Origin of the sequence: Pseudomonas parakoreensis (genome assembly GCF_021602155.1) — a bacterium.
Classification (GTDB): domain Bacteria; phylum Pseudomonadota; class Gammaproteobacteria; order Pseudomonadales; family Pseudomonadaceae; genus Aquipseudomonas; species Aquipseudomonas parakoreensis.
On sequence record NZ_BQHY01000019.1, the window covers coordinates 19,170 to 42,182 of the forward strand.

The following is a 23,013-nucleotide window of genomic DNA, read 5'->3' on the forward strand; positions in this document are numbered from 1 at the left end:
CAAGGCCGATGGCTAGTCTGCATCCCGCTTTCTTTCCATCGGTATCTGCCCATGTTCAACAAACGCCTCAAGCAAGAGCTGGCCACTCTTCGTGAAGAACTCTCCAGCCTGCTGCAGGTGAAGGAAAGCCTGGAAAGCGAGATGCTGGTGCTGACCCTGGAACCCGATGGCCGGATTCAGTCGGTCAACCACAACTTCCTCGGCGAGATGCTCTACAAGAGCCAGGACCTGGTGGGGCGCGCCATTGAAGACATCGTTCCGGCGCACGTGAAGGCCGATGACTTTCACCATCGTTTCAAGGCTGCCCTGACCCGTGGCGAACATTTCGCTGGTGCAGTGCGCCTGCTGCGCGGCAATGGCGAAGAAGCCTGGCTGCGCTCGATCGTGCAGCCGGTGCGCGCTTCGGACGGGCGGATCAAGCATTTCTCGATCTTTTCCAGCGACCTGACCCGCACCATCGAAGCCTCTCGCGAACACGAAAACCTGATCGGCGCCCTGGTGCGCTCGACAGCGGTGATCGAATTCGACCTCAACGGCAATGTGCTCAATGCCAACGAGCGTTTTCTGCAGGGCATGGGTTACAGCCTGGCGCAGATCAAAGGCAAACATCACCGGATGTTCTGCACGCCTGAGGAGTACAACAGCGCCGAGTACCAGAATTTCTGGCGTCGCCTGAACAATGGCGAATTTGTCGCCGACCGTTTCAAACGGGTCGACAGCCACGGTCGTACGGTGTGGCTGGAGGCGTCCTACAACCCGGTGGTCGATGCCAACAACAAACTGTACAAAGTGGTGAAGTTCGCCACGGTGATCACCGATCAGGTCAACCGTGAACAAGCGGTTGCCGACGCGGCCAGCATTGCCTACAGCACTTCGCAGCAAACCGACAGCACCGCGCAACGTGGCACCACGGTGGTCACCGAGGCGGTGAATGTGATGCGTGATCTGTCGCGCCATATGCAGGCGGCCGGTGAGGGCATCGAGGCACTGAACGAGCAGTCGCAGGTGATCGGGACTATCGTCAAAACCATCAGCGGCATTGCCGAACAAACCAACCTGCTGGCGCTCAACGCGGCCATCGAAGCGGCCCGCGCTGGCGAGCAGGGCCGGGGCTTTGCGGTGGTGGCCGACGAAGTGCGCCAACTGGCTTCGCGCACCAGTCAGGCGACCGAAGAGATCGTCGGCGTGGTGCGGCAGAACCAGGAGATGGCCCGTAACGCCGTGGCCCTGATGACCGATGGCAAGCTGCAGGCAGAACAAGGCCTGGCGCTGGCGGCGGAGGCGGGCACGGTGATCGTCGAGATTCAGGACGGCGCGCAGAAAGTGGTGGATGCGGTCGGGCAGTTTGCCAATCAACTCTCTAACTGATTCCCCCGCCAATACCTGTAGGAGCTGCCGAGTGCAACGAGGCTGCGATCTTTTGATGTTGATTTCAAGGATCAACATCAAGATCAAAAGATCGTAGCGTGCCGCAGCTCCTACAGGTTTTCACCAGCGGCTGGCGCTACAATCTGTTCCTTTTTCCCGGAGCAGATCCCCATGAGCGCCTCCCACCGCCGCCCGGTTCCCCTGAACAAAGCCTACCGTCTGCTCAATCACGGGCCTACCGTGCTGGTCAGCGCCGCTTATGAAGGCCAGCGCAACATCATGGCCGCCGCTTGGGCAATGCCACTGGATTTCGAACCGCCGAAAGTGGCCGTCGTCCTCGACAAGTCCACCTGGACCCGGCAGTTGCTCGAAGCGTCCGGCACTTTTGTGCTCAACGTGCCGTGTGTCAATCAGGCTGACATCGTGCAAACCGTCGGCAATACCTCGGGGCTGGAGATCCAGCAGAGTCAGGGGCAGGACAAGTTTCAGGCTTACGGCTTGCAAACCTTCACCGGTGAAACTGTCGAGGCGCCGTTGCTTGAAGGCTGCGTGGCCTGGCTTGAATGCCGCTTGCTGCCGGAACCGCGCAATCACGAGCAGTACGACCTGTTCCTCGCCGAAGTCATCGCCGCTCAGGCCGATGAACGGGTGTTCAGCGACGGCCGCTGGCACTTCGACGGGCACGACGGCTTGCGCACGCTGCACCACGTGGCCGGCGGGCATTTCCTGACGATTGGCGATGCGGTGGACGGTAAAACCCTGCCGGTTTGATTCGCGAGCCTTTTGCGGCAGATGAGCACAATTTATCAGGCATAAAAAAGGCTTACCTCGCAGTAAGCCTTTTGTTTTCCGTGCGTAGCCTCAATCTCCCAACGCTTCCCCTTCACGCCGCGGATCCGCACCACCCGCCAACGACGCTTTACCCTGCGCATCCTTGACCCGCACGATGGCCTGGGTGCCGCTGGTCATGTCGATTTCATTGACTGTGTGGCCCTTGTCTTTCAACGCCTGAATCAACGCAGGGCTGAACTGGCCTTGTTCCAGTTCGGTCGGGCCATTGCGGCTGCCGAAGTTGGGCAGGCTGATCGCGCTTTGCGGGTCGAGGTTCCAGTCGAGCAGGCCGACAGTGGTCTTGGCCACGTATTCGATGATCTGCGAGCCGCCCGGCGAGCCGACGCTGGCGAGGAACTCGCCGCTGTCGCGATCAAAGATCAATGTTGGCGCCATCGACGAGCGCGGGCGTTTGCCGGGTTCGACGCGGTTGGCGACTTTCTGCCCGTTCTCTTCGGGGATGAACGAGAAGTCGGTCATCTGGTTGTTCAGCAAAAAGCCCTGCACCATCAGGTGCGAGCCGAACGCCGCTTCGATGGTGGTGGTCATCGATACCGCGCCACCGAGGTCATCCACCGCCACCACTTGCGAGGTGGAGATACGCAGCGGTGAGCGATCCGGCGCGTAGGCCACCTGTACGCCCGGCGGCGTGCCGGGTTTGGCGCTGCCCATGCTCCGTTCGCCGATCAGGCTGGCGCGGCTGGCCAGATAACCCGGATCTACCAGACCCTTGACCGGTACCGGGACGAAGTCGGTGTCGGCCACGTATTGCGCGCGGTCGGCATAGGCCAGGCGTTCGGCTTCGGCGATCAGGTGCACGGCTTGTGGATTGGGTTCGATACCGGCCGGTTTGTTGGTTTTCACGGGTTTGAGCGGCGTCAGCGACAGGCGTGGATCGCGGCTTTCCAGCGCTTGCAGGGTACCGAGAATCTGCGCCACGGCGATCCCGCCCGACGACGGCGGCGGCATGCCGCAGACCTGCCAGCGTTTATAGTCGGTGCACAGCGGAGCGCGCTCTTTGGCCTTGTAGCCTTGCAAATCATTCAGCGACAAGCTGCCGGGGTTAGCGTGGCCCTGCACCTTGGCGACGATCTCTTCGGCGATCGAGCCTTTGTACAGCGCGTCCGGACCTTCGTGGGCGATGCGCTTGAACACGGCGGCCAGTGCCGGATTCTGCAGGCGCGTGCCGACAGCTTTGACGCTGCCGTCGCGGTTGAGGAAGTAGGCGGCCATGTCCGGCGATTTACCGATCACCGGGTCGGACGCCAAGAGCGAATGCAGGCGCGGCGAAATCACGAAGCCTTGCTCGGCGAGTTTGATCGCCGGTTCGAACAGCGTGGCCCACGGCAGCCGGCCGTGTTGCTTGTGCGCCATTTCCAGTGCACGCAACACGCCCGGCGTGCCCACCGAGCGCCCGCCAATCTGCGCCTGCGGGAACGGCATCGGTTTGCCGTCGGCCTGCAGGAACAGCTTCTCTGTGGCACCCGCCGGGGCGGTTTCGCGACCGTCGTAGGTGCGCACCTGTTTGCCGTCCCACAACACGATCATCGCGCCGCCACCGATCCCGGAGGATTGCGGCTCGACCAGGGTCAGCACGGCTTGCATGGCAATCGCCGCGTCGATGGCCGAACCGCCCTTGCGCAGCATCTCGCGCCCGGCCTCGGCGGCCAGCGGGTTGGCGGCTGCGGCCATGTGTTGACTGGCGTGGCGAGTCTGCAGGTCGGTGCGGTAACCGGAAGCGGCTTCCGGTGCCAGCGGCAAGGTCGAGGAAGGCGGGGCGTTGCACGCGGTGAGGGTCAGGGCGCTGATGATCAGCGTCAGGGCAGGCAGGCGAAAGCGGCTCAGGGGCAGGGCTGGGAACACGTGGGGCTCTCCGTCCGTGGGGTAAAAGGTCTGACGGACTTTATCGACCGGCCGGTCGCGACGCAAACCGCCGGGCATTTTTGCCTTTCTTTTCGGGGCGGATGTTCGCTAGGGTCAATGCCAAATTGATCGAACTGAAACAAAGCCCTTGTGGGAGCGAGCTTGCTCGCGAATGTGGCGTGTCAGGCAATCAAAATGTTGAATGCGCAATCGCCTTCGCGAGCAAGCTCGCTCCCACACCTACAAAACCAACAAGAGGCCGACATGCACAGCGAGTTTCCCACCGAGTCCAGTTACCGTGATCAGCGCGAACAGTTTCTGACCGCCGCCCAAACTGCCGGAGCCACGCTCACCTCGTACGCCCATCCGCGTTGCGGCCCCTTCGGCGAACCCTTGAGCACCGACGTCGCTGTGCTCGGTGATCCGCAGGCCAAACGTCGTTTGGTGGCACTCAGCGGCACTCACGGAGTTGAGGGCTATTACGGTTCGGATTGCCAGATCGACTGGTTGCAAGCTTTCGTTCCCGGCTCGCTGCCCAAGGATGTCGCGGTTGTGATGATCCACTTGATCAACCCATGGGGCACCGCGTGGCTGCGCCGGGTCAACGAAGACAACATCGACCTCAACCGCAATCATCTGGATTTCACCGCCCCGTTGCCGGATAACCGCGCCTACGCCACGCTGCACGAGATATACGCCTGCACCGATTTGCACGGACCGCAGCGCGCGCAGGCCGATGCCTTGCTCGACGCAGAGATTGCCGAACACGGCTGGCCGGCGGTGATGTCGATTGTCGAGGGCGGTCAGCACAGTCATCCCGATGGCCTGTTCTATGGCGGCCGCGCACCGAGCTGGTCGAATCGCACCTTGCATCAGATTATCGACGCGCATTTGACCGGTGCGGAAACCGTGATGTGCTTCGACCTGCACACCGGTGCTGGCGAGTACGGCCATCCGATGTTGCTGACCATCACCCAAGCGCCTTACCCGGCGCTGGTGCAAGCGCAATCGATCTACGGCCCGTGGCTTTACACCTTGCACACCGGCGCGCAAACGTTGAGCGAAACCGGTGTCGCAGCGACGGCGACCGGCTACACCTCGCAGGCGTTGCTCAACGCATTACCGGGTGTGCAACTGATGCCGTTCGTGATTGAGTGCGGAACGTATCCGGGGCCGGAGGTGCATCGTTATTTGCGCGATGACCAATGGCTGCACCTGCATGGTGATCCGCTGGATGCGACGGGGCGGGCGATCAAGTTGAATCTGCTGGAGCAGTTTTATCCGGCCGATCCGGACTGGCGTGCGATGGTCGGGTTGCGCACTCGGCAGATCTGGGCGAAAGGACTGACAGCACTGGCAAGCTGAAAACCAGATGAGGGGAGAAATCCCCTCATCACAAAATCGGACTTTTCTTGAGGCATAAAAAAACGGCCTACCTTTCGGTAAGCCGTTTTTAGTACTTGGTGGCTACACAGGGACTTGAACCCCGGACCCCAGCATTATGAATGCTATGCTCTAACCAACTGAGCTATGTAGCCAAGTGGCGCGCATTATTCCCCTGAAACGGAAAAGCGTCAAGCGTAAATTTAAAAATTTTTTCTACGCTTTCAACCGTTTATCAAAATCACAGGCCAAGCAGCGGCGAAGGACAACGTTCGAACCAGCGGCTGGCCTGTTCATAGGCGTGCGCCAGTTGCAGAACCGCGAAGTCGGCCTGGTGCCGGCCGATGATCTGCAGCCCCATCGGCAACCCCTGCGCATTGAAGCCGGCCTGAACGCTCGCCACCGGGCAACCCGACAGCGTGCCGGGGATGACTACCTCCATCCAGCGGTGATACGTGTCCATGCTCACGCCCTCGATAGACGTCGGCCAAGGCTGGGTTTTATCGAACGGGAAGAGCTGTGCACTGGGCAGCAGCAGGTAATCGAAGCGTTCGAACAACCGGGAAATCGCCCGATACCAATCGCTGCGCACCACCGACGCGGCGAACACTTCGCTCGCCGAAAGCTTCAGACCGTTTTCCACTTCCCAACAGGCTTCCGGTTTCAACTGCGCGCGTTTCTGCGGATCGGCGTAGGCCGCGCCCAACGAACCCGCGACCATCCAGTGCCGCAAAGTGCGCCAACTGCTCCACAGTCGCTCAGGCGCGAACCCCGGCTGAACGGATTCAACGTGGCAGCCAAGGCTTTCAAAGTCGGCAAAGGTCCTCTCGCACAGCGACAGAACGCCGTTTTCCATCGGCAGATAACCGTTGAAGTCTCCCAGCCAACCCAATCGCGTGCCTTTGAAGTCACGCGCCAGCGGCGCGGCGAATGCCGCTCCCGATTCGCTGATCGACAGCGGCGCCCGCGCATCGCCCCCAGCCTGCACCGACAGCAGCAACGCCGCATCGCGCACGCTGCGGGCCATCGGTCCTTCATAGCCAAGTTGATCGAAAAACAGATCGGCACTGTCATCAAACGGCACGCGGCCCTGAGACGGGCGGAATCCAAAGATATTGTTGAACGCCGCCGGGTTGCGCAGCGAACCCATCATGTCGCTGCCATCGGCAACTGGCACCAGATGCATCGCCAGCGCCGCTGCTGCGCCGCCGCTGCTGCCTCCGGCGGTTTTGCTCGGGTCAAAGGCGCAGCCGGTAGCGCCGAACAGCGTGTTGTAGCTCTGCGAACCGAGGCCGAATTCCGGGGTGTTGGTCTTGCCGATGATGATCGCGCCGGCAGCCTTGATCCGCTCGACCATGATGCCGTCGCGCTCGGGGATAAAGTCCTTGAACAACGGTGAGCCGAGCGTGGTGCGGATGCCTTGGGTCAGCGACAGATCCTTGATCGCGTGGGGCAGGCCGTGCATCCAGCCACGGTATTCACCGCGCGCCAGTTCGGCGTCGCGCGCATCGGCCTGGGCCAGCAGAACATCCGGTGCCTGCAGGCTGATCAGCGCGTTGACCTGCGGGTTGAAGCGTTCGATGTGGGCAAGATAAGTCTGCATCACTTCGCGGCAGGACACTTGGCGCAGGCGGATGCGGTCGGCGAGGGCGTGGGCCTGTAAAAGGACCAGTTCGCTGATGTTATTGGAATTCATGACAACGGCGCCTTTCAGACGGCTGAAGAAACGCCCCGGCGTCATGCCGAGGCGGCAGGAGTCAACGCATCAGGTTGGTCCAGAGACGGTCAGCGAGGCGGATCGCGCCTTCGCCGCAGGTCTTGCTGAACACTACGTGGGTGCCCTCGGGAATGTGCAATTCCGGCGCATCCTTGAGCGTCGCATCGAGGAACGGTTCGACGCCTTTGATCGGGCTCTGGTGTTTGAGGAAGTTCTGGGTCATCGCCGCGTTTTCCGGCTGGCTGAGGAAGGCGATGAACGCCTTGGCATTCGCCGGGTTCTTGCTGCCGGTGGGGATGACCATGTTGTCGACCCAGGCCAGTACGCCTTCTTTCGGGTATAGGTATTTCAGGCTCGGTTTCATCTCGCGGGCGCGCATCGATGAGCCGCCCCAGAACATCGACATGTCGATTTCACCCGAGGCGAGGTTTTCGCGGATCGAGCCGGCCTTGGAGCTGTAAGTCTTTACGAACGGCTTCTGCGCCTTGAGCAGCGTCAGCACCTGTTGCATCTGTTTCGGGTCTTCACTGCACAGCGGCACATTCAGATAGAGGCTGGCCATGTCGACCATTTCGCTGGTCGAGTCGAACATGTTGATCCGTCCCTGCAACTCGGCTGGCGGCTCGTACAAAACCTTGTAGCTGTCAGTCGGGCCTTTATAGCGCGCGGTGTCGAGGACCACGCTGGTGGTGCCCCAGATGAATGGCACCGAGTACGCGCCCTCCGGGTCCCAACTCGGTTTTTTCAGGTTATCCACAACGCTGGCGTAGTACGGCTCCTTGACCGGGTCGAAGCGCTCCAACAGGTTTTCCTTGATCAGGATCGGGATGAACTGGTGCGAAGGAATCGCCACGTCGTAACCGGCGCCGCCCTGTTTCAGTTTGGCCAGCAGGGTCTCGTTGGAGTCGTAGGAATCGACGGTGACTTCGATGCCGGTCTGCTTCTGGAACTTGGCGAGAATCTCCGGCGAGAAGTAGCCGCTCCAGCTCACCACGTTGAGTTTTTCCGCAGCCTGAACGCTGCCGGCCATCGCCAGCGGCACAGTCAGGAACAACGCAGTGCTGACGCTTTTTATCCACTTGCTCATGCTATTTCCCCACAGTTCTTGGAAGGTTCAGGCGTTCTTTTTGCCCAGCAGGTAAGAGAGGCTCACAAACAGCACCGAGACGCCGAGGATCAGGGTCGACACGGCGTTGACGTCGGGTGTCACGCCCATGCGCAACAGGCCGAAGATGAAGATCGGCAGCGTTGTCGTACCGGCCTGGGCGACCATCATCGAGATCACGAAGTTATCCAGCGAGACGATGAAGGCCAACATCAGCCCGGAGAAAATTCCCGGCATCAGCAGCGGCAAGGTCACCTTGCGGAAGGTCCGCCACGGGCCGGCATACAGGTCGGCCGAGGCTTGCTCCAGCGACAGGTCCATGTCGTTGAGACGCGCACGGATCGGCAGGTAGGCGAACGGAATGCAGAACACCGTATGCGCGATGATCAGGTTGCCGTAACCCAGCGACAGGCCAATGGTCGAGAACAGCGCCAGGGTCGCCACACCGACGACAATTTCCGGCAGCACCAGCGGCAACATGATCGCGCCCATCGACAGTTGCAGCCCTTTGAACTTGGCGCCGCGTGAGGTGCCGAGGGCGGCGAGGGTGGCAATTGCCGTGGCGATCATGCTCGCGCAGACCGCGATCAACAGGCTGTTGCCGGCGGCCTGACGCAAGGCCTGATTGGCGAACGCGGCGCGATACCAGTCGAGGCTGAAGCCGGTCCACACCGTTGCCGACTGGTTGGCGTTGAACGAGAACACCACCAGCACCACGATCGGCGCGTACAGGTACAGATAGAACAGGAAACTGAAGCCGCCGAAACCGGGGAAGTCCTGCACGCCCAGCCCTTTGCGTTTGAATGGCGCGAGCATCACGCACCTCCTTTAGCGATGCGCTGGCGCTCGGCGCGCAGGGCATACACGGTCAAGACCAGCATCACGGCGGCCATCAGCACCAGCGACAGCGCGGCGCCGAAAGGCCAGTTACGTGCATCGCTGAACTGCCGGAAAATCAGGTTGCCGAGCATCATCCGCGTGCCGCCACCGAGCAGTTCCGGGGCGATCATCGCACCCAGGCACGGCACGAACGTGAGGATGGCGCCGGCGAGAATTCCCGGTTTGGCGATCGGCAACACCACTTTGCGCAAGGTGCGCACGCGGCCGGCGTACAGATCCTGAGCGGCTTCGAGCAAGCGGATATCCATCTTTTCCAGCGTGGCGTAGATCGGCAGCACCACGAACGGCGCGTAGGTATAAACCAGCCCCAGCAGCACCGCGCCGTCGGTGTACAACAGCTGCAACGGTTCATGGATGACGCCCATGCCCAGCAGACTGTTGTTGATCACCCCGGTGTTGCGCAGCAGCAGAATCCACGCGTAGGTGCGGATCAGCAGGTTGGCCCAGAACGGCACGGTGATCAGGAAGATCAGCAGGCCACGCCGATGCGCCGGTTGCATTGCCAGCCAGACCGCGACCGGGAAGCCGATCAACAGCGTGATGAGCGTGGTCAGCCCGGCAATGCCGACCGAACGCAGGGCGATGATCAGGTAGGAATCGGCGAAGGCCAGGCTGTCGTCCATTTGCCGTTCGAACAGCAACGAGGTGTAGGCATCGGTGCTGAAGACTTTGTTGACCCCGCCGTAGGGGTTGGCTTCCATCAGCGAATAGCCGATGACGATCAGGATCGGCACCAGCAGAAACAGGCCGATGGCGACCAGCGCCGGGCTGACTCCGAGGAAGCTCTGGAAGGCCTTGCGGCGTTCCAGCGTATTGGTAATCGGTAAGGCGTGCATGGCAACTCCTCGGACTCAATCGTGCAGGACGCTGGCGCTTCCCCGGTCGAACAGCAGACCGGCCTGAGAACCGACGGCAAAGCGCAGGCTCTGGTCGACGCAGTTGGGAGTGCGCACGGTGAGGCGCGAGCCGTCGCCGAGGCTGACCTGATATTGCAGATCGGTGCCGAGGTAGATCTGCGCTTCGATCCGGCACGGCAGCGCGGCCTCGGTTGCGGCAGGCACCAGATGCAGGCGCTCGGGGCGTACCGACAAGGTCACGCTGGCGCCGATCGCCACGTCGCTGCACGCTTGCGCCGGCAGCGGGTGCCCGGCCGACCCGGCGAACCAGGCCATGCCGTCCTCGATCTTCGTCACCGTGCCCTGGATGAAATTGGTTTCGCCGATGAAGTCGGCGACGAAGCGATTGCGCGGGCGTTCGTAGATATCTTCCGGACGGCCGACCTGCTGCACTTCGCCCTCGGACAACACGGCGATGCGGTCTGACATGGTCAGCGCTTCTTCCTGGTCGTGGGTGACGAAGATGAAGGTGATGCCGGTCTTGGCCTGAATGGTTTTCAGCTCTTCGCGCATGGCCTGGCGCAGCTTCAGATCGAGCGCGGAAAGGGGTTCGTCGAGCAGCAATACTTTCGGGTGGGGTGCCAGGGCGCGGGCGAGTGCGACGCGCTGTTGCTGGCCACCGGACAACTGCGCCGGCTTGCGATTGGCGAAGCGTTCCATCTGCACCAGCGCGAGCATCTCCCGCACGCGCTCGGTGATTTGCGCTTTGTTCAGCACCTTGCCCATCGGCTGCGATTCGAGGCCGAAGGCCAGGTTCTCGGCGATGGTCATGTGCGGGAACAGTGCGTAATGCTGGAACACCGTGTTGACCGGGCGCTGGAAGGGCGGGCGATCAGCGATGTTTTCGCCGTACAGCAGAATCTCGCCTTCGGTGGGAAACTCGAAGCCGGCGATCATCCGCAGCAGGGTGGTCTTGCCGCAGCCGGAAGGGCCGAGCAGGGTGAAGAATTCGTTGTCGCGGATGTCCAGATCGATGTTTTTCAACGCCACCGGACCGGTGTCCGGATCACCGTAAACCTTGCGCACCGAGCGGATCGACACCGCCAGCGTTTGCAGCGAATGCAGGGCATTCATGCGTTACCTCCGATTCCCCCATCGCCTGCGATTGCGCTGCGAATCAGCGAAGTCGTCGGGCCATGGATATTATTTTTCTGGGCAGGATCGAGATTGCGTACGGGGTGAAACCAGCTGTTTTATTGTTCTGCTGTGGCTCGATTATCAGCCAGTGCTTGCGTGAGGCGACACTTCAATTTAAACATGGCAGCTGTTAGTTAATTTAACAGCCAAAGGTGCCAGGAATCATGCCCGACCACCGTTTGCCACCGCTCAACGCGGTGCGTGCGTTTGATGCCGCCGCACGCTTGGGCAGCTACGTCGAAGCCTCGAAAGCCCTGCACGTGACCCAGCCAGCGATTGGTCGGCATGTGAAGTTGCTGGAGGACTGGCTGGGCATTCAGCTGTTCGAACGCACCTCGCGCGGGGTCAATTTGACGCCAGCGGGTGAGAAGTACCACCGCAAGATCAGCGCCGCGTTGCAGTTGATCATCGAAGCCGGCAAGGAGGCGCGGCCGAAAGATGCCGAGCGCTGGTTGCGGATCATGGTGGTGCCGGGGTTTGCCAAGCGCTGGTTGATGCCAAGGATCGAAACCCTGCGGCATCTGCGACCGGGATTGAAACTGGCGATCGAGCCAAACTCGACCTTCACCGAAGTCGACGGCAAAAGTGCCGATCTGGGCATCGTCTATGGCCTCGACGGGCAGTACGCCGACTCCCGTGCAGCATTGATCTGCCCGCGCGTGTTTCCGATCTGCACCCCGCAATACCTCGCCAGCATCGAGCCTGTGATCGGCCCGGCAGATCTGGTTCGCCATGAACTGATCCACGTCGATGACGGCGAGTGGTGGAACCTGTGGTTCGCCGCCAACGAGCTGGATATTCACCTCAATTCCGACATGCTTTACGTCAACAACGATCACGCGCTGTCGGTGGCCGAGAGCGGGCAGGGCATTGCCTTGGCCAATGAAGTGCTGGTTCGCGAGGAGCTCAAGTCCGGCAAACTGGTGCGCGCGGTGGACGCGCAGGTGAAGCTGGAAAGCTATCGGGTCCTCACGCCGTCCGCCGAGTTCTCGGCGGATGTGGCGTGGTTTATCCAGTGGCTGAAGACCGAGCTGGAAGCGGACTTCCCCGAAGCCGTGATCAGCTGAGCCGGAAGCGTGCGGTGTTGTCGCTCAGAGCCTTGCTGCCCTGACTCAGGGTATCCGCCGCGAGATTCACCGCGCGGGCGCCCTCAAGCAGACGCACCGCGGCTTGATCGACCTGCTGGATATTGCCGCTGACTTCATCGGCGGTGCTTGCCTGTTCCTCCACGGCGGTGGCGATCTGCGCCAGGGTGTCAGTGACACTCTGCACCGCGCTGGCGATTTCGCCGAGACGTTCACCAAGTCCGGTCACGGCTTCGGCATCCGACTGCGCCTGGCCGCAGGCGGCTTCCATCAGGCTCACCGCCTCGTTGACCGTGGCGCGCAGGCTGTCGACCGTGCCGGCGATTTGCGCGGTCGATGACTGGGTACGTTGCGACAGGCTGCGCACTTCATCGGCGACCACGGCAAAGCCGCGTCCCTGTTCGCCGGCGCGCGCGGCCTCAATGGCGGCGTTGAGCGCGAGCAGGTTGGTCTGCTCGGCGACGCCACGGATGGTGTCGACCACCAGTTGAATCTGCTGCCCCTGCTCGCTGACGCGACCGAGTGCCGCTGCGGTGTCGTTCAGGCGTTGGTTGAGTTGCTGAATGCTCGCCGTGGTGCGCTGGCTGTCGCGGCTGCTGTCGGCAGCGATGCGCCGGGTCTGTTGGGCGCTGCCGGAGGCCTGTTCGCAACTCTGCGCCACACCTTGCGAAGTGGCGGCCAGTTGCGTCGCAGCGGCGGCGATCTGGCTGATCTGCAACTGCTGCGCTTCGACTTCGCTCAGCGCGCCGCTGGAATGATCGTTGAGGCTGCGCACCGCGTGGCTCAGTTGTGAGGTTTCGTGATCGACCCCGAGCATGCTCGCGCGCAGTTGCACTACGGCGACGTTGAGCGCGGTGCTGATCGCCGCCAGCTCGTCGCGGCCCACCACCGGCACTTGCAGGCTCAGGTTGCCGTCACGCAGGGCTTCGGCAAGCAGGGTAATGCCGCTGGCGCTGCGGCGGATCGAAGCTTGCAGGCAGACGAACAGGTACAACGCCGCCAGCAACAGGCAACCGAACACCGCGGCGACCACGATGAATTGGCGAATCGCCGAGCCGTGGTAAGCGTCCAGGCGCTGATCCAGCGACAGCAGTGATTGCTGGCGCAATGAGGCGAGATCGCCCAGCAGAGCATCAAGGTTGCGTTCGAAGTCTTCCGGTTTGAGTGTAATGCTGCCGCCAAACACGCCGTCATCCAGCACCTTCAGCCCGGCATCAAGGCGCTTGAGGCTGTCGTGATACTGACCGGCCCAGGCGTGCAAATCGCTCGGCAGACGCGCTTCGAGCAGACCTGCGGTTTTGACAAGCTGTTCGCGGGCATCGCCGATGCGGCCACGCAGATCGCGCAGTTGCAAGCGACTCTGCAAAGTGAATTGTCCCGAGACCACCGAAGCCTGGCCGACGGCAGCGAGGCGGCCTACGCGCTCGATCAGATCCGGTGCGTGCTGCGTGGAGATCTGCGTCAGCAGATAGGTTTCCAGCCATGGCGCCAGCGTCAGGCGGTTGTCCATGACGATTTGCTCGCGCAACGCTTGCAGGGCGCTGAGGGCGTTGGTGAAGCGGTCGTAACCGTCCGGCCACCAGCCGACGCTGCTCAGGCTTTTCGAATCCAGACCGCCGAGCGCAGTTTGCAGGGCTTGATAGCGGGCGAAAGTTTCACCTTCGGCGCCTTCCTTGTTCAGAGCATTGCCCAGATCGCTGGTGGCTTGCTGGAGGGCCGGTTGCACTGCATCGAATGCCGCCATGGCGGCGAGGGTGGCCGGGGTCGGCTGGCGATTGGTTTCGGTGGCGCGCCAACGGGCGGCGCGGTCACGCTGGGCGGCGAGCAAGTTGTCCAGGGCATCGAGGCTGAGCAACTGGCGCACGCCGGCACGCTCACCGGCAATCAGATTGAGTTTGTTGCGATAGTCCTGACCAATCATCAACAGGCTGCCGGCCAACGGTAGAATGAACAGCAGAAACAACAGCTGGAATTTACGCGCGAAGCCAAACCGCCCCAGCAATTTGATCCCCGGTGAAAGGAAAGCCTGCATGCCCCATGACTCCTCTGGACACCACGCACCAATGGCGTGCATCGCGGTCGTGCGACCTCGATGTTGTGCCCTGCTAAAAGGCCTCGAAAGTTCACTCTCGCCCGCTCGGTAGGCCGGCTCTGTAGCGAAACTTCCCATTCTCGACGACCTTTGTAAGGCCGCCGCGTTCGAGGGGAGAAGCAAGGCAAGATTCAGACCATGGCGTTGAGCTATCACCTATCCCATGTAGGAGCTGCCGAAGGCTCGGGCCGCGATCGGACGATCTTTTGATCTTTGTTTTTAAGATCAAGATCAAAAGATCGTCCGATCGCGGCCCGAGCCTTCGGCAGCTCCTACAGAGATTGGTCTGTTATTCGGTTGATTAGTTAGCTGGCTAAGGGGATGGCGCTGATGCACCGAAAAATGGCACATTGACGCACCTGCCCGCGTGCACCCATCTGCTGTACGGAAACTTCCATGGCTATCAGCAACGCTCAGACCGCCGCTGCCTCGGCGTCCTCTCCTTCCCAAAGCAGCCCGTTGGTGATGCGTATCATCGGCGCGGTGGCGCTGGCGCATTTGATCAACGACCTGATTCAGTCAGTGCTACCGTCGATCTATCCGATGCTCAAAGCCAACTATGGCTTGAGCTTCACCCAAGTCGGTTTGATTACCCTGACCTTTCAACTGACAGCATCGTTGTTACAGCCTTGGGTCGGTTATCACACGGATCGCCATCCAAAACCGTGGCTGTTGCCGGCGGGCTCGATCTGCACGCTGATCGGCATCGTGATGATGTCGGTGGTCGGCAGTTTCCCGTTGATTCTGCTGGCGGCGGCATTGATCGGTATCGGTTCTTCGACCTTTCACCCCGAAGCCTCGCGAATTGCCCGGCTGGCCTCGGGCGGGCGCTTTGGTCTGGCGCAATCGACCTTCCAGGTCGGCGGTAACGCCGGTTCCGCGTTCGGCCCGTTACTGGCAGCGGCGATCATTATTCCGTTCGGTCAGGGCAACGTGGCGTGGTTCGGTCTGTTCGCGGTGTTTGCGCTGTTCGTGCTGTACCGCATCAGTCGCTGGTACGCCCATCACTTGAACCTGTTCAAGCTCAAGGCTGGCCAGGCGGCGACTCACGGGCTGTCGAAGGGCAGGGTGATCAGTGCGCTGGTGGTGCTCGGCTTGCTGGTGTTTTCCAAGTATTTCTACATGGCCAGCCTTACCAGCTATTTCACCTTCTACCTGATCGAGAAGTTCGACCTGTCGGTGGCCAGTTCGCAGTTGCACCTGTTCCTGTTTCTCGGTGCGGTGGCGGCGGGGACGTTCTTCGGCGGGCCGATTGGCGACAAGATCGGGCGTAAGGCGGTGATCTGGTTTTCGATTCTCGGCGTGGCACCGTTCACCTTGCTGATGCCGCACGTCGATCTGTTCTGGACCTCTGTCCTCAGTGTGGTGATCGGCTTCATCCTCGCCTCGGCGTTCTCGGCGATTGTGGTGTACGCGCAAGAGCTGGTGCCGGGTAATGTCGGGATGATTGCCGGCGTGTTCTTCGGCTTGATGTTCGGTTTTGGCGGGATCGGTGCGGCGTTGCTCGGGCATCTGGCGGATGTGCACGGCATCGAGTACGTGTATTTCCTGTGCTCGTTTTTGCCGTTGTTTGGCGTGCTGGCGATCTTCTTGCCACGCACTAAAAAGGCCTGACTCCACATCGCTCCCACAGGGGAAATATGTTCAGCAGTAAATTTCAGGCACAAAAAAGCCGCGTATCAAACGCGGCTTTTTCTTGGACGTAACGCTTACACGTTGAAGCGGAAGTGCATCACGTCACCGTCCTTGACGATGTAGTCCTTGCCTTCCAGGCGCCATTTACCGGCTTCCTTGGCACCGGCTTCGCCCTTGTACTGGATGAAGTCGTTGTAAGCGATGACTTCGGCGCGGATGAAGCCTTTTTCGAAGTCGGTGTGGATCACGCCGGCAGCTTGGGGTGCGGTGGCACCGACGCGGACGGTCCAGGCGCGGACTTCTTCGACGCCTGCGGTGAAGTAGGTCTGCAGGTGCAGCATTTCGTAGCCGGCACGGATCACGCGGTTCAGGCCAGGCTCTTCCAGGCCCAGCGCCTCGAGGAACATGTCCTTCTCTTCGCCGTCTTCGAGCTCGGCGATTTCCGCTTCGATCTTGTTGCACACCGGAACCACCATGGCGCCTTCTTCTTCGGCGATGGCCTTGACCACGTCCAGGTGCGGGTTGTTCTCGAAACCGTCTTCAGCGACGTTGGCGATGTACATGACCGGTTTGGTGGTCAGCAGGTGGAAACCCTTGATGATCGCCTTCTCGTCGGCGCTCATGTTCTTCATCAGGCTGCGCGCAGGCTTGCCTTCGGTGAAGTGAGGGATCAATTGCTCCAGCAGGGCTTTCTGAGCCACTGCGTCCTTGTCACCACCCTTGGCATTGCGCGCGACTTTCTGCAGTTGCTTCTCGCAGCTGTCGAGGTCGGCGAAGATCAGTTCCAGGTCGATGATTTCGATGTCGCGCTTCGGGTTGACGCTGTTGGACACGTGGATCACGTTGTCGTCTTCGAAGCAGCGCACCACGTGAGCGATGGCGTCGGTTTCACGGATGTTGGCCAGGAACTTGTTGCCCAGACCTTCACCTTTCGAGGCGCCGGCTACCAGGCCTGCGATGTCGACGAATTCCATGGTGGTCGGCAGGATGCGCTTCGGATTGACGATGGCCGCCAGAGCGTCCAGACGCGGATCCGGCATCGGCACGATGCCGCTGTTCGGCTCGATGGTGCAGAAGGGGAAGTTCTCGGCCGCGATACCGGATTTGGTCAGGGCGTTGAACAGGGTGGACTTGCCGACGTTAGGCAGGCCGACGATGCCGCAATTGAATCCCATGGTGTTTCCCCTCGGATTAGAGTCAGGCCTTCTGGCTGTGCAGGTTTTTCATCGCGCGGTTCCATTCACCGGCGAGGATATCCGGCAGCACGCCGAGGGCAAAGTCGATGCTGGCATCGAGTTTTTCCTGTTCGGCGCGTGGCGCACGACCCAGGACGAAATTTGAAACCATACTGGCGACGCCCGGGTGGCCGATGCCGAGCCGCAGGCGGTAGAACGTATTCTGATTGCCCAGTTGCGCAATGATGTCGCGCAACCCGTTGTGACCGCCATGGCCGCCGCCCTGCTTGAGCTTGGCGACGCCCGGAGGCAGATCGAGTTCGTCGTGCGCCACCAGGATTTCTTCAGGCTTGATGCGGAAGAACCCGGCGAGTGCCGCGACGGCCTGGCCGCTGCGGTTCATGTAGGTGGTGGGAATCAGCAGACGAACATCCTGACCCTGATGCGAGTAGCGCCCGGTCAGGCCGAAATATTTGCGATCGGCCACAAGGTTCACACCTTGCGCGGCAGCGATGCGCTCAACAAAAAGGGCCCCTGCGTTATGCCGGGTCTGTTCGTATTCGGCGCCTGGATTTCCCAGGCCAACGATCAGTTTGATGGCAGTCACGATAGGGGCCCTTCCTTGGAGTGGTGTTTGACATCGCCGCGATCAGTGAAGGCGGCGAAAGTGGACGAAAATTGCTCATTTACCATGAATGTAAACTCCGCGTTCCCGCCCGCTTTCTCGCTACGTTCCAGTCCGCGATGTTTCACTCACTCCGACGAACAGAGTGAAATTACTCTGCTGCGCCTTCTTCGGTAGCTTCTGGAGCAACACGTGGAGCGTGGACGTTGGCTACTGCCTTGTCATCGCCGTGTGCCAGAGCAACGAACTCGACACCTTTAGGAGCTTTGAGGTCCGACAGGTGAACGATGGTGCCGATTTCAGCGTTAGCCAGGTCGACTTCGATGAACTCAGGCAGGTCTTTTGGCAGGCAGGAAACTTCGATCTCGGCAACAACGTGCGAGATTTCGCCGCCTTTCTTCACTGGAGCAGCTTCGTTGATGAAGTGCACAGGAACGATAGCGGTCAGTTTCTGGCCAGCGACAACGCGTACGAAGTCAGCGTGCATCACGTGGCCTTTGGCCGGGTGACGTTGCAGTGCCTTGATCACGACGTTTTGTTTCTTGCCACCAACGTTCAGCTCGATGATGTGGCTGTAAGCCGCTTCGTTTTCGAGCAGTTTGGCAACTTCTTTGGCCAGCATGCTGATGGATTCAGGGGCTTTGTCGCCACCGTAAACAACAGCTGGAACCAGAGCGGCGAGACGACGCAGGCGGCGGCTCGCACCTTTCCCCAGGTCGGAACGCACTTCAGCATTCAGAGTAAAATCGTTCATTTTGTATCTCCAAAATAGCCATGACCGAGCGGCGTTTGCGACCAGCGCCAAACACGGTATGGGCAAAAAAGCCCCGCCCCGACAGGAATGCCGGGGCGGGGCGCTTTTCGTCAACGAGACATTTCGAGAAGGGCAGGGCCCTTAACGGAACATCGCGCTGATCGATTCTTCATTGCTGATGCGGCGAACCGCTTCGGCAACAACCGGTGCGATATCCAGTTGACGGATACGTGCACAGGCTTGTGCTGCAGCGGACAGCGGGATGGTGTTAGTCACCACCAGCTCGTCCAGCACGGAATTTTCGATATTCTCGATGGCCCGACCCGACAGCACAGGGTGTGTGCAGTAGGCAAAGACCTTGGCTGCGCCATGCTCTTTCAAGGCCTTGGCCGCGTGGCACAGAGTGCCGGCGGTATCGACCATGTCATCGACCAGAATGCAGGTACGCCCTTCGACATCACCGATGATATGCATCACTTCAGAGTGATTGGCTTTCTCACGGCGTTTGTCGATGATCCCGAGATCCACGCCCAGGGATTTGGCAACGGCACGTGCACGCACGACGCCACCAATGTCCGGGGACACGATCATCAGGTTTTCGAAGCGCTGATCTTCAATGTCATCCACCAGAACCGGGGAGCCGTAGATGTTATCTACCGGAATATCGAAGAAGCCCTGAATCTGGTCAGCATGCAGATCAACCGTGAGCACACGGTCGATGCCGACTACGGTAAGCATGTCAGCAACGACTTTCGCGCTGATAGCCACACGTGCGGAACGCGGACGGCGATCCTGACGGGCATAACCAAAATAAGGAATAACAGCAGTGATACGAGTAGCCGAGGAGCGGCGGAAGGCATCAGCCATCACGACCAGTTCCATCAGGTTATCGTTGGTCGGGGCGCAAGTCGGCTGAATAATGAAAACGTCTTTACCGCGAACGTTTTCATTGATCTCGGCAGTAATTTCGCCGTCGGAAAACTTGCCGACAGAGATGTCACCGAGAGGGATATGCAGCTGACGTACAACACGCCGAGCCAGATCGGGGTTAGCGTTCCCCGTAAAGACCATCATCTTGGACACGCGCAGTACCTAGAGGCTGAGGGTAACCTGGATGAGTATAGAAAATGGCAGGGGCGGCTGGATTCGAACCAACGCATGGCAGGATCAAAACCTGCTGCCTTACCGCTTGGCGACGCCCCTGTATCTGTTGCTTCAAGTGCCTGGCACTTGATTCCTTTTAGAGCAGACTTTGCAGCTTGCGATGCAACATCGAAACGTTGCTTCCTTTTGCTACAAACCCTGTAAGGGTCTCTGTAAGAAGGGCCGAGACTTTATCAGCTTCAGCTTTGCTTGGGAAGCCCCCAAACACACAACTTCCAGTTCCGGTGAGTTTTGCTTCGGTAAATTTACCTAACAAATCCAATGCGTTACGTACCTCTGGATAACGCCTTGCAACCACCGGCAAGCAGTCATTTCGACTGTTTCCCTCGGGAACGGGGCGCACTTTAATGGGCGGCGTGTTACGTGTCAACAAAGGATCGGAAAAAATTTCTGCCGTACTTACAGAGACTTGCGGCACGAGCACCAGATACCACGGTTCTTCGGGTTCGACCGGGGTCAGTTTTTCGCCCACGCCTTCGGCAAATGCCGCGTGACCACGAACGAAAACCGGCACGTCAGCGCCGAGCGAAAGGCCCAGTGCCGCGAGGCGATCTTCATCCCAGCCCAGTTGCCACAGGTGATTGAGACCGAGCAGGGTAGTGGCCGCGTTCGAGCTGCCGCCACCGATGCCGCCACCCATCGGCAGCACCTTGTCGATCCAGATGTCGATGCCCAGTGTGCAGCCGGACTGTTGCTGAAGCATTTTCGCCGCGCGCACGATCAGATTGCTGTCGTGGGGCACGCCAGCGAATTCGGTGTGCAGCTGAATCACGCCGTCGTCGCGCACGGCGAAGGTGATTTCGTCGCCGTAATCGACAAACTGAAACAGCGTCTGCAGTTCGTGATAACCGTCTGCACGGCGCCCGAGAATGTGCAGCATCAAATTGAGCTTGGCCGGCGACGGCAGCGTCAGACGTGGAGCGGTCATGGGTTATTGCCCCAATTTACGCGGTTGCCAGGTCTTGATCACCAGCGTCACGTCCAGATCGGTGCCATGCAGTTTGATCCGCTCGGGCAGCCAGTAACCGTTCTGCTCGGCGTAGCTGAGGTACTCGACCTTCCAGCCGTCCTGTTCCAGATTGGCCAGACGACTGTCGTTATCCAGGGTCAGACGGCTTTTGCTGCTGGGCGCCGGCAGGCCACGGACCCACCAGGCCAGATTCGACACGGGCAGCTTCCAGCCCAGTTGCTCTTCGAGCAGCGCTTCCGGCGACTCGGCGTCATAGCGGCCCTGATTGGCGACTTCCAGCGAGACCTTGCCCGGACGCCCGGTCAGACGCGCCGCGCCACGACCCAGCGGGCCGGACAGACGAATGTCGTAATAGTCCTGGCGTTGCAGCCAGAACAGCGTGCCGCTACCGGAATCTTTCGGTGCGCGGATGCCGATCTTGCCGTCGATCTGCCAGCCGTCGAGGCCGGTCAGCTGTTGTTTGTTCGCGGCCCACTGAGCCGGACTGCCGTGGCCCTCGACCGATTCGCGAGCACCGAAGCCCGCGCAACCGGCGAGCAGGGCGATGAAACTGAAAACAATAACGTGGCGCAAAAACATGAGTTAAAGAGTCTCGGATCCGGTCAGGCGCTTGATGGTACTGCGCAGGATGGTGCTGTCGGGCTGATCCTTGAGGAATTTGCCCCAGACCTGTTTGGCTTCGCGCTGATTGCCCTTGACCCACAGGACTTCGCCCAGGTGCGCGGCGACTTCGTGGTCCGGGAAGCGCTCGAGAGCCTGACGCAGATACTTCTCGGCGTCGTCCAGATTGCCCATGCGGAAATTCACCCAGCCAAGGCTGTCGAGTACCGCCGGGTCTTCCGGATTGATCTGGTGCGCCTGTTCGATCAGGGCTTTGGCTTCGGCATAGCGGGTAGTGCGATCGGACAGGGTGTAGCCCAGCGCATTGAGCGCCATGGCGTTGTCCGGGTCGCGCTTGATGATCAGGCGCAGGTCTTTTTCCATCTGCGCCAGGTCATTGCGCTTTTCCGCGAGCATGGCGCGGGTGTAGAGCAGATTCAGATCGTCCGGGTATTGCAGCAGCGCTTGCTGCAGGACCTTCCAGGCCTTGTCGTCCTGTTTGTTGGCCGACAGGGTTTCGGATTCGATCAAATACAGCTGGATTGCGTAATCCGGCTGGGCATCGCGCTCGGCCGCCAGTTTGCTCTGGGCTTCGGCGGTCTTGCCGTTGTTCATCAGAATGTCCGCCTGACGCAGTTGCGCCGGCAGATAGTCATTGCCTGGGCCGACCTGGGCGTATTCGATCAGCGCGCCCTGTGGATCGTTGCGCTCTTCAGCGATGCGGCCGAGGTTCAGGTGTGCCGAATCGACGTGGCTTTCCCGGGCGATCAGGTCTTCCAGGTAGCCCTTGGCCTCGTCCCAGGCCTTGGCTTCCAGGCAGACCAATGCCAGCGAGTAACGCAGTTCGTCATCTTCCGGGTATTGCTGAACCAAGGTGGAGAACTCGACTTTGGCGTCGTCCATCCGGTCCTGTTCGACCAGGGTGCGCGCATACGTCAGGCGCAGGCGCTTGTCGTCCGGGTATTGCTTGATGCTTTTGCGCAGCAGTGGCAATGCTTCGTCGCCACGATTCAGGGTTTGCAGCAGGCGCGCGCGCAGCAGGATCGGCGCAATCTCGCCTTCTTCCGGCGGGTTGTCTTCGAGCAGGGTCAGTGCGGCTTTATTGTCGCCGTCTTGTTGCAGCAACAGGGCCTTGCCGAAAATCAGCTGACTGTTCTTCGGGTGGCGCTGCAGCAGACGGTCGAAACTTTTCATCAAACCGTTGCGGGTTTCCTGATCGGTGTCGGCCGCCGACAGTGCGAGGAAGTCGAAATGAGTGTCGCCCTTGCCCTGCAGAACTTTCTCCATGTAGACCATGGAGTCGTCGTAACGCCCGGCGCGGGCCAGCTGCACGGCAGCGGCGCGCTGCGCCTCGAGGTCGTCCGGGGCGTTTTTTGCCCAGATCAGTGCGGTATCCAGCGCAGGCTGGTCGGCACCGAGGTATTCGGCGATGCGGAACGCGCGCTCGGAAACCCCCGGATCCTGGGTGTTGATCGCCTGGGTCACGTAGTTGTCCAGGGCAATGTCGAAACGATTGCGCTGGCCGGCGAGTTCGGCGCTCAGCAGGCTGAACACGGTTTCTTCGCTGAACGAGCTGTAAACCTTGGGTTTTTCAGGCGCGGGCGTGGTGTCTTCGACCGGCGGGGTACCGTCCGGCGAAACGGGTGCCATGGCCTGGCAGCCGCTGAGGAAGACAAAAGCAAGGAGCAACGCGGAAGATCTATTCATATAGGA

Annotated in this window: 18 protein-coding genes, 2 tRNA genes and 2 pseudogenes; 6 read left to right on the top strand and 16 right to left on the bottom strand. The window is 60.6% G+C overall.

Annotated features, from left to right (window positions below):
* Window positions 1-141: 141 nt before the first annotated feature.
* The 3 genes and pseudogenes from L6D63_RS28850 to L6D63_RS23825 all read left to right on the top strand — a co-directional run.
* Window positions 142-780, top strand: a pseudogene (locus tag L6D63_RS28850) (PAS domain-containing protein); the annotation flags it as partial.
* A gap of 150 nt (window positions 781-930) precedes the next feature.
* Window positions 931-1,368, top strand: a pseudogene (locus L6D63_RS28855) (methyl-accepting chemotaxis protein); the annotation flags it as partial.
* Window positions 1,369-1,539: 171 nt separating this feature from the next.
* Window positions 1,540-2,139: a flavin reductase family protein gene (locus tag L6D63_RS23825; RefSeq protein ID WP_131671043.1), complete on the top strand. Its 600-nt coding sequence runs from the start codon at window positions 1,540-1,542 to the stop codon at window positions 2,137-2,139.
* A gap of 90 nt (window positions 2,140-2,229) precedes the next feature.
* Here L6D63_RS23825 and ggt read toward each other — a convergent pair whose 3' ends face one another.
* Complete coding sequence (ggt, locus tag L6D63_RS23830; RefSeq protein WP_131671044.1) at window positions 2,230-4,062, bottom strand: gamma-glutamyltransferase; 1,833 nt, start codon at window positions 4,060-4,062, stop codon at window positions 2,230-2,232.
* Between the two features lie 264 nt (window positions 4,063-4,326).
* Here ggt and L6D63_RS23835 point away from each other — a divergent pair, with 264 nt between their 5' ends.
* Window positions 4,327-5,427 (top strand): DUF2817 domain-containing protein, encoded by a 1,101-nt coding sequence (locus L6D63_RS23835; RefSeq protein ID WP_047296528.1) that lies wholly within the window; start codon window positions 4,327-4,329, stop codon window positions 5,425-5,427.
* 96 nt (window positions 5,428-5,523) lie between these two features.
* Here the strand turns inward: L6D63_RS23835 and L6D63_RS23840 are convergent.
* The 6 genes from L6D63_RS23840 to L6D63_RS23865 all read right to left on the bottom strand — a co-directional run bounded on the left by L6D63_RS23840 (window position 5,524) and on the right by L6D63_RS23865 (window position 11,137).
* Window positions 5,524-5,600 (bottom strand) — tRNA-Met (locus L6D63_RS23840).
* 86 nt (window positions 5,601-5,686) lie between these two features.
* A complete protein-coding gene (locus L6D63_RS23845; RefSeq protein WP_095669286.1) occupies window positions 5,687-7,141 on the bottom strand; it encodes an amidase in 1,455 nt (484 codons plus the stop codon).
* A 61-nt stretch (window positions 7,142-7,202) separates the two neighbouring features.
* Window positions 7,203-8,249 carry an ABC transporter substrate-binding protein gene (locus tag L6D63_RS23850; protein WP_047296526.1) on the bottom strand — a complete coding sequence of 349 codons (1,047 nt, stop codon included), beginning with the start codon at window positions 8,247-8,249 and terminating at the stop codon, window positions 7,203-7,205.
* Between the two features lie 27 nt (window positions 8,250-8,276).
* Entirely contained in the window at window positions 8,277-9,083 is an 807-nt protein-coding gene (locus L6D63_RS23855) for an ABC transporter permease (RefSeq protein WP_047296524.1), read from the bottom strand.
* The gene (locus tag L6D63_RS23860; RefSeq protein WP_131671045.1) at window positions 9,083-10,003 is read right to left on the bottom strand and encodes an ABC transporter permease; all 921 of its coding nucleotides are present in this window, start codon (window positions 10,001-10,003) and stop codon (window positions 9,083-9,085) included. Before L6D63_RS23860 ends, L6D63_RS23855 begins: the two co-directional genes overlap by 1 nt.
* 15 nt (window positions 10,004-10,018) lie before the next feature.
* A complete protein-coding gene (locus L6D63_RS23865) occupies window positions 10,019-11,137 on the bottom strand; it encodes an ABC transporter ATP-binding protein (RefSeq protein WP_131671046.1) in 1,119 nt (372 codons plus the stop codon).
* 227 nt (window positions 11,138-11,364) lie between these two features.
* Between L6D63_RS23865 and L6D63_RS23870 the strand changes: the two genes are divergently transcribed.
* A complete protein-coding gene (locus L6D63_RS23870; protein ID WP_047296518.1) occupies window positions 11,365-12,267 on the top strand; it encodes a LysR substrate-binding domain-containing protein in 903 nt (300 codons plus the stop codon).
* Here L6D63_RS23870 and L6D63_RS23875 read toward each other — a convergent pair.
* Complete coding sequence (locus tag L6D63_RS23875) at window positions 12,260-14,317, bottom strand: methyl-accepting chemotaxis protein (RefSeq protein WP_131671047.1); 2,058 nt, start codon at window positions 14,315-14,317, stop codon at window positions 12,260-12,262. The two genes, L6D63_RS23870 and L6D63_RS23875, sit on opposite strands and share 8 nt — an antisense overlap.
* A 456-nt stretch (window positions 14,318-14,773) precedes the next feature.
* On the opposite strand from L6D63_RS23875, the gene L6D63_RS23880 reads away from it, so the two are divergent.
* The gene (locus tag L6D63_RS23880; RefSeq protein ID WP_041072489.1) at window positions 14,774-15,991 is read left to right on the top strand and encodes an MFS transporter; all 1,218 of its coding nucleotides are present in this window, start codon (window positions 14,774-14,776) and stop codon (window positions 15,989-15,991) included.
* 95 nt (window positions 15,992-16,086) lie between these two features.
* On the opposite strand, the gene ychF is transcribed toward L6D63_RS23880, so the two are convergent.
* The 8 genes from ychF to L6D63_RS23920 all read right to left on the bottom strand — a co-directional run bounded on the left by ychF (window position 16,087) and on the right by L6D63_RS23920 (window position 23,007).
* The gene (gene ychF, locus L6D63_RS23885; RefSeq protein ID WP_041072487.1) at window positions 16,087-17,187 is read right to left on the bottom strand and encodes a redox-regulated ATPase YchF; all 1,101 of its coding nucleotides are present in this window, start codon (window positions 17,185-17,187) and stop codon (window positions 16,087-16,089) included.
* A 22-nt stretch (window positions 17,188-17,209) separates the two neighbouring features.
* On the bottom strand, window positions 17,210-17,794 hold the full coding sequence (gene pth, locus L6D63_RS23890; RefSeq protein WP_003228164.1) for an aminoacyl-tRNA hydrolase: 585 nt from the start codon (window positions 17,792-17,794) through the stop codon (window positions 17,210-17,212).
* Window positions 17,795-17,963: 169 nt separating this feature from the next.
* A complete protein-coding gene (locus L6D63_RS23895; protein WP_007967646.1) occupies window positions 17,964-18,566 on the bottom strand; it encodes a 50S ribosomal protein L25/general stress protein Ctc in 603 nt (200 codons plus the stop codon).
* Window positions 18,567-18,707: 141 nt separating this feature from the next.
* Window positions 18,708-19,649 (bottom strand): ribose-phosphate pyrophosphokinase, encoded by a 942-nt coding sequence (locus L6D63_RS23900; protein ID WP_003171603.1) that lies wholly within the window; start codon window positions 19,647-19,649, stop codon window positions 18,708-18,710.
* Window positions 19,650-19,694: 45 nt separating this feature from the next.
* A tRNA-Gln gene (locus L6D63_RS23905) sits at window positions 19,695-19,769 on the bottom strand.
* A 37-nt stretch (window positions 19,770-19,806) separates the two neighbouring features.
* Complete coding sequence (gene ispE / locus L6D63_RS23910) at window positions 19,807-20,658, bottom strand: 4-(cytidine 5'-diphospho)-2-C-methyl-D-erythritol kinase (RefSeq protein ID WP_131671048.1); 852 nt, start codon at window positions 20,656-20,658, stop codon at window positions 19,807-19,809.
* A 3-nt stretch (window positions 20,659-20,661) separates the two neighbouring features.
* Window positions 20,662-21,279, bottom strand: coding sequence for a lipoprotein insertase outer membrane protein LolB (gene lolB, locus L6D63_RS23915; protein ID WP_041072477.1), 618 nt, complete (start codon window positions 21,277-21,279; stop codon window positions 20,662-20,664).
* Between the two features lie 3 nt (window positions 21,280-21,282).
* The gene (locus L6D63_RS23920; protein WP_047296508.1) at window positions 21,283-23,007 is read right to left on the bottom strand and encodes a tetratricopeptide repeat protein; all 1,725 of its coding nucleotides are present in this window, start codon (window positions 23,005-23,007) and stop codon (window positions 21,283-21,285) included.
* Between the last annotated feature and the right edge of the window lie 6 nt (window positions 23,008-23,013).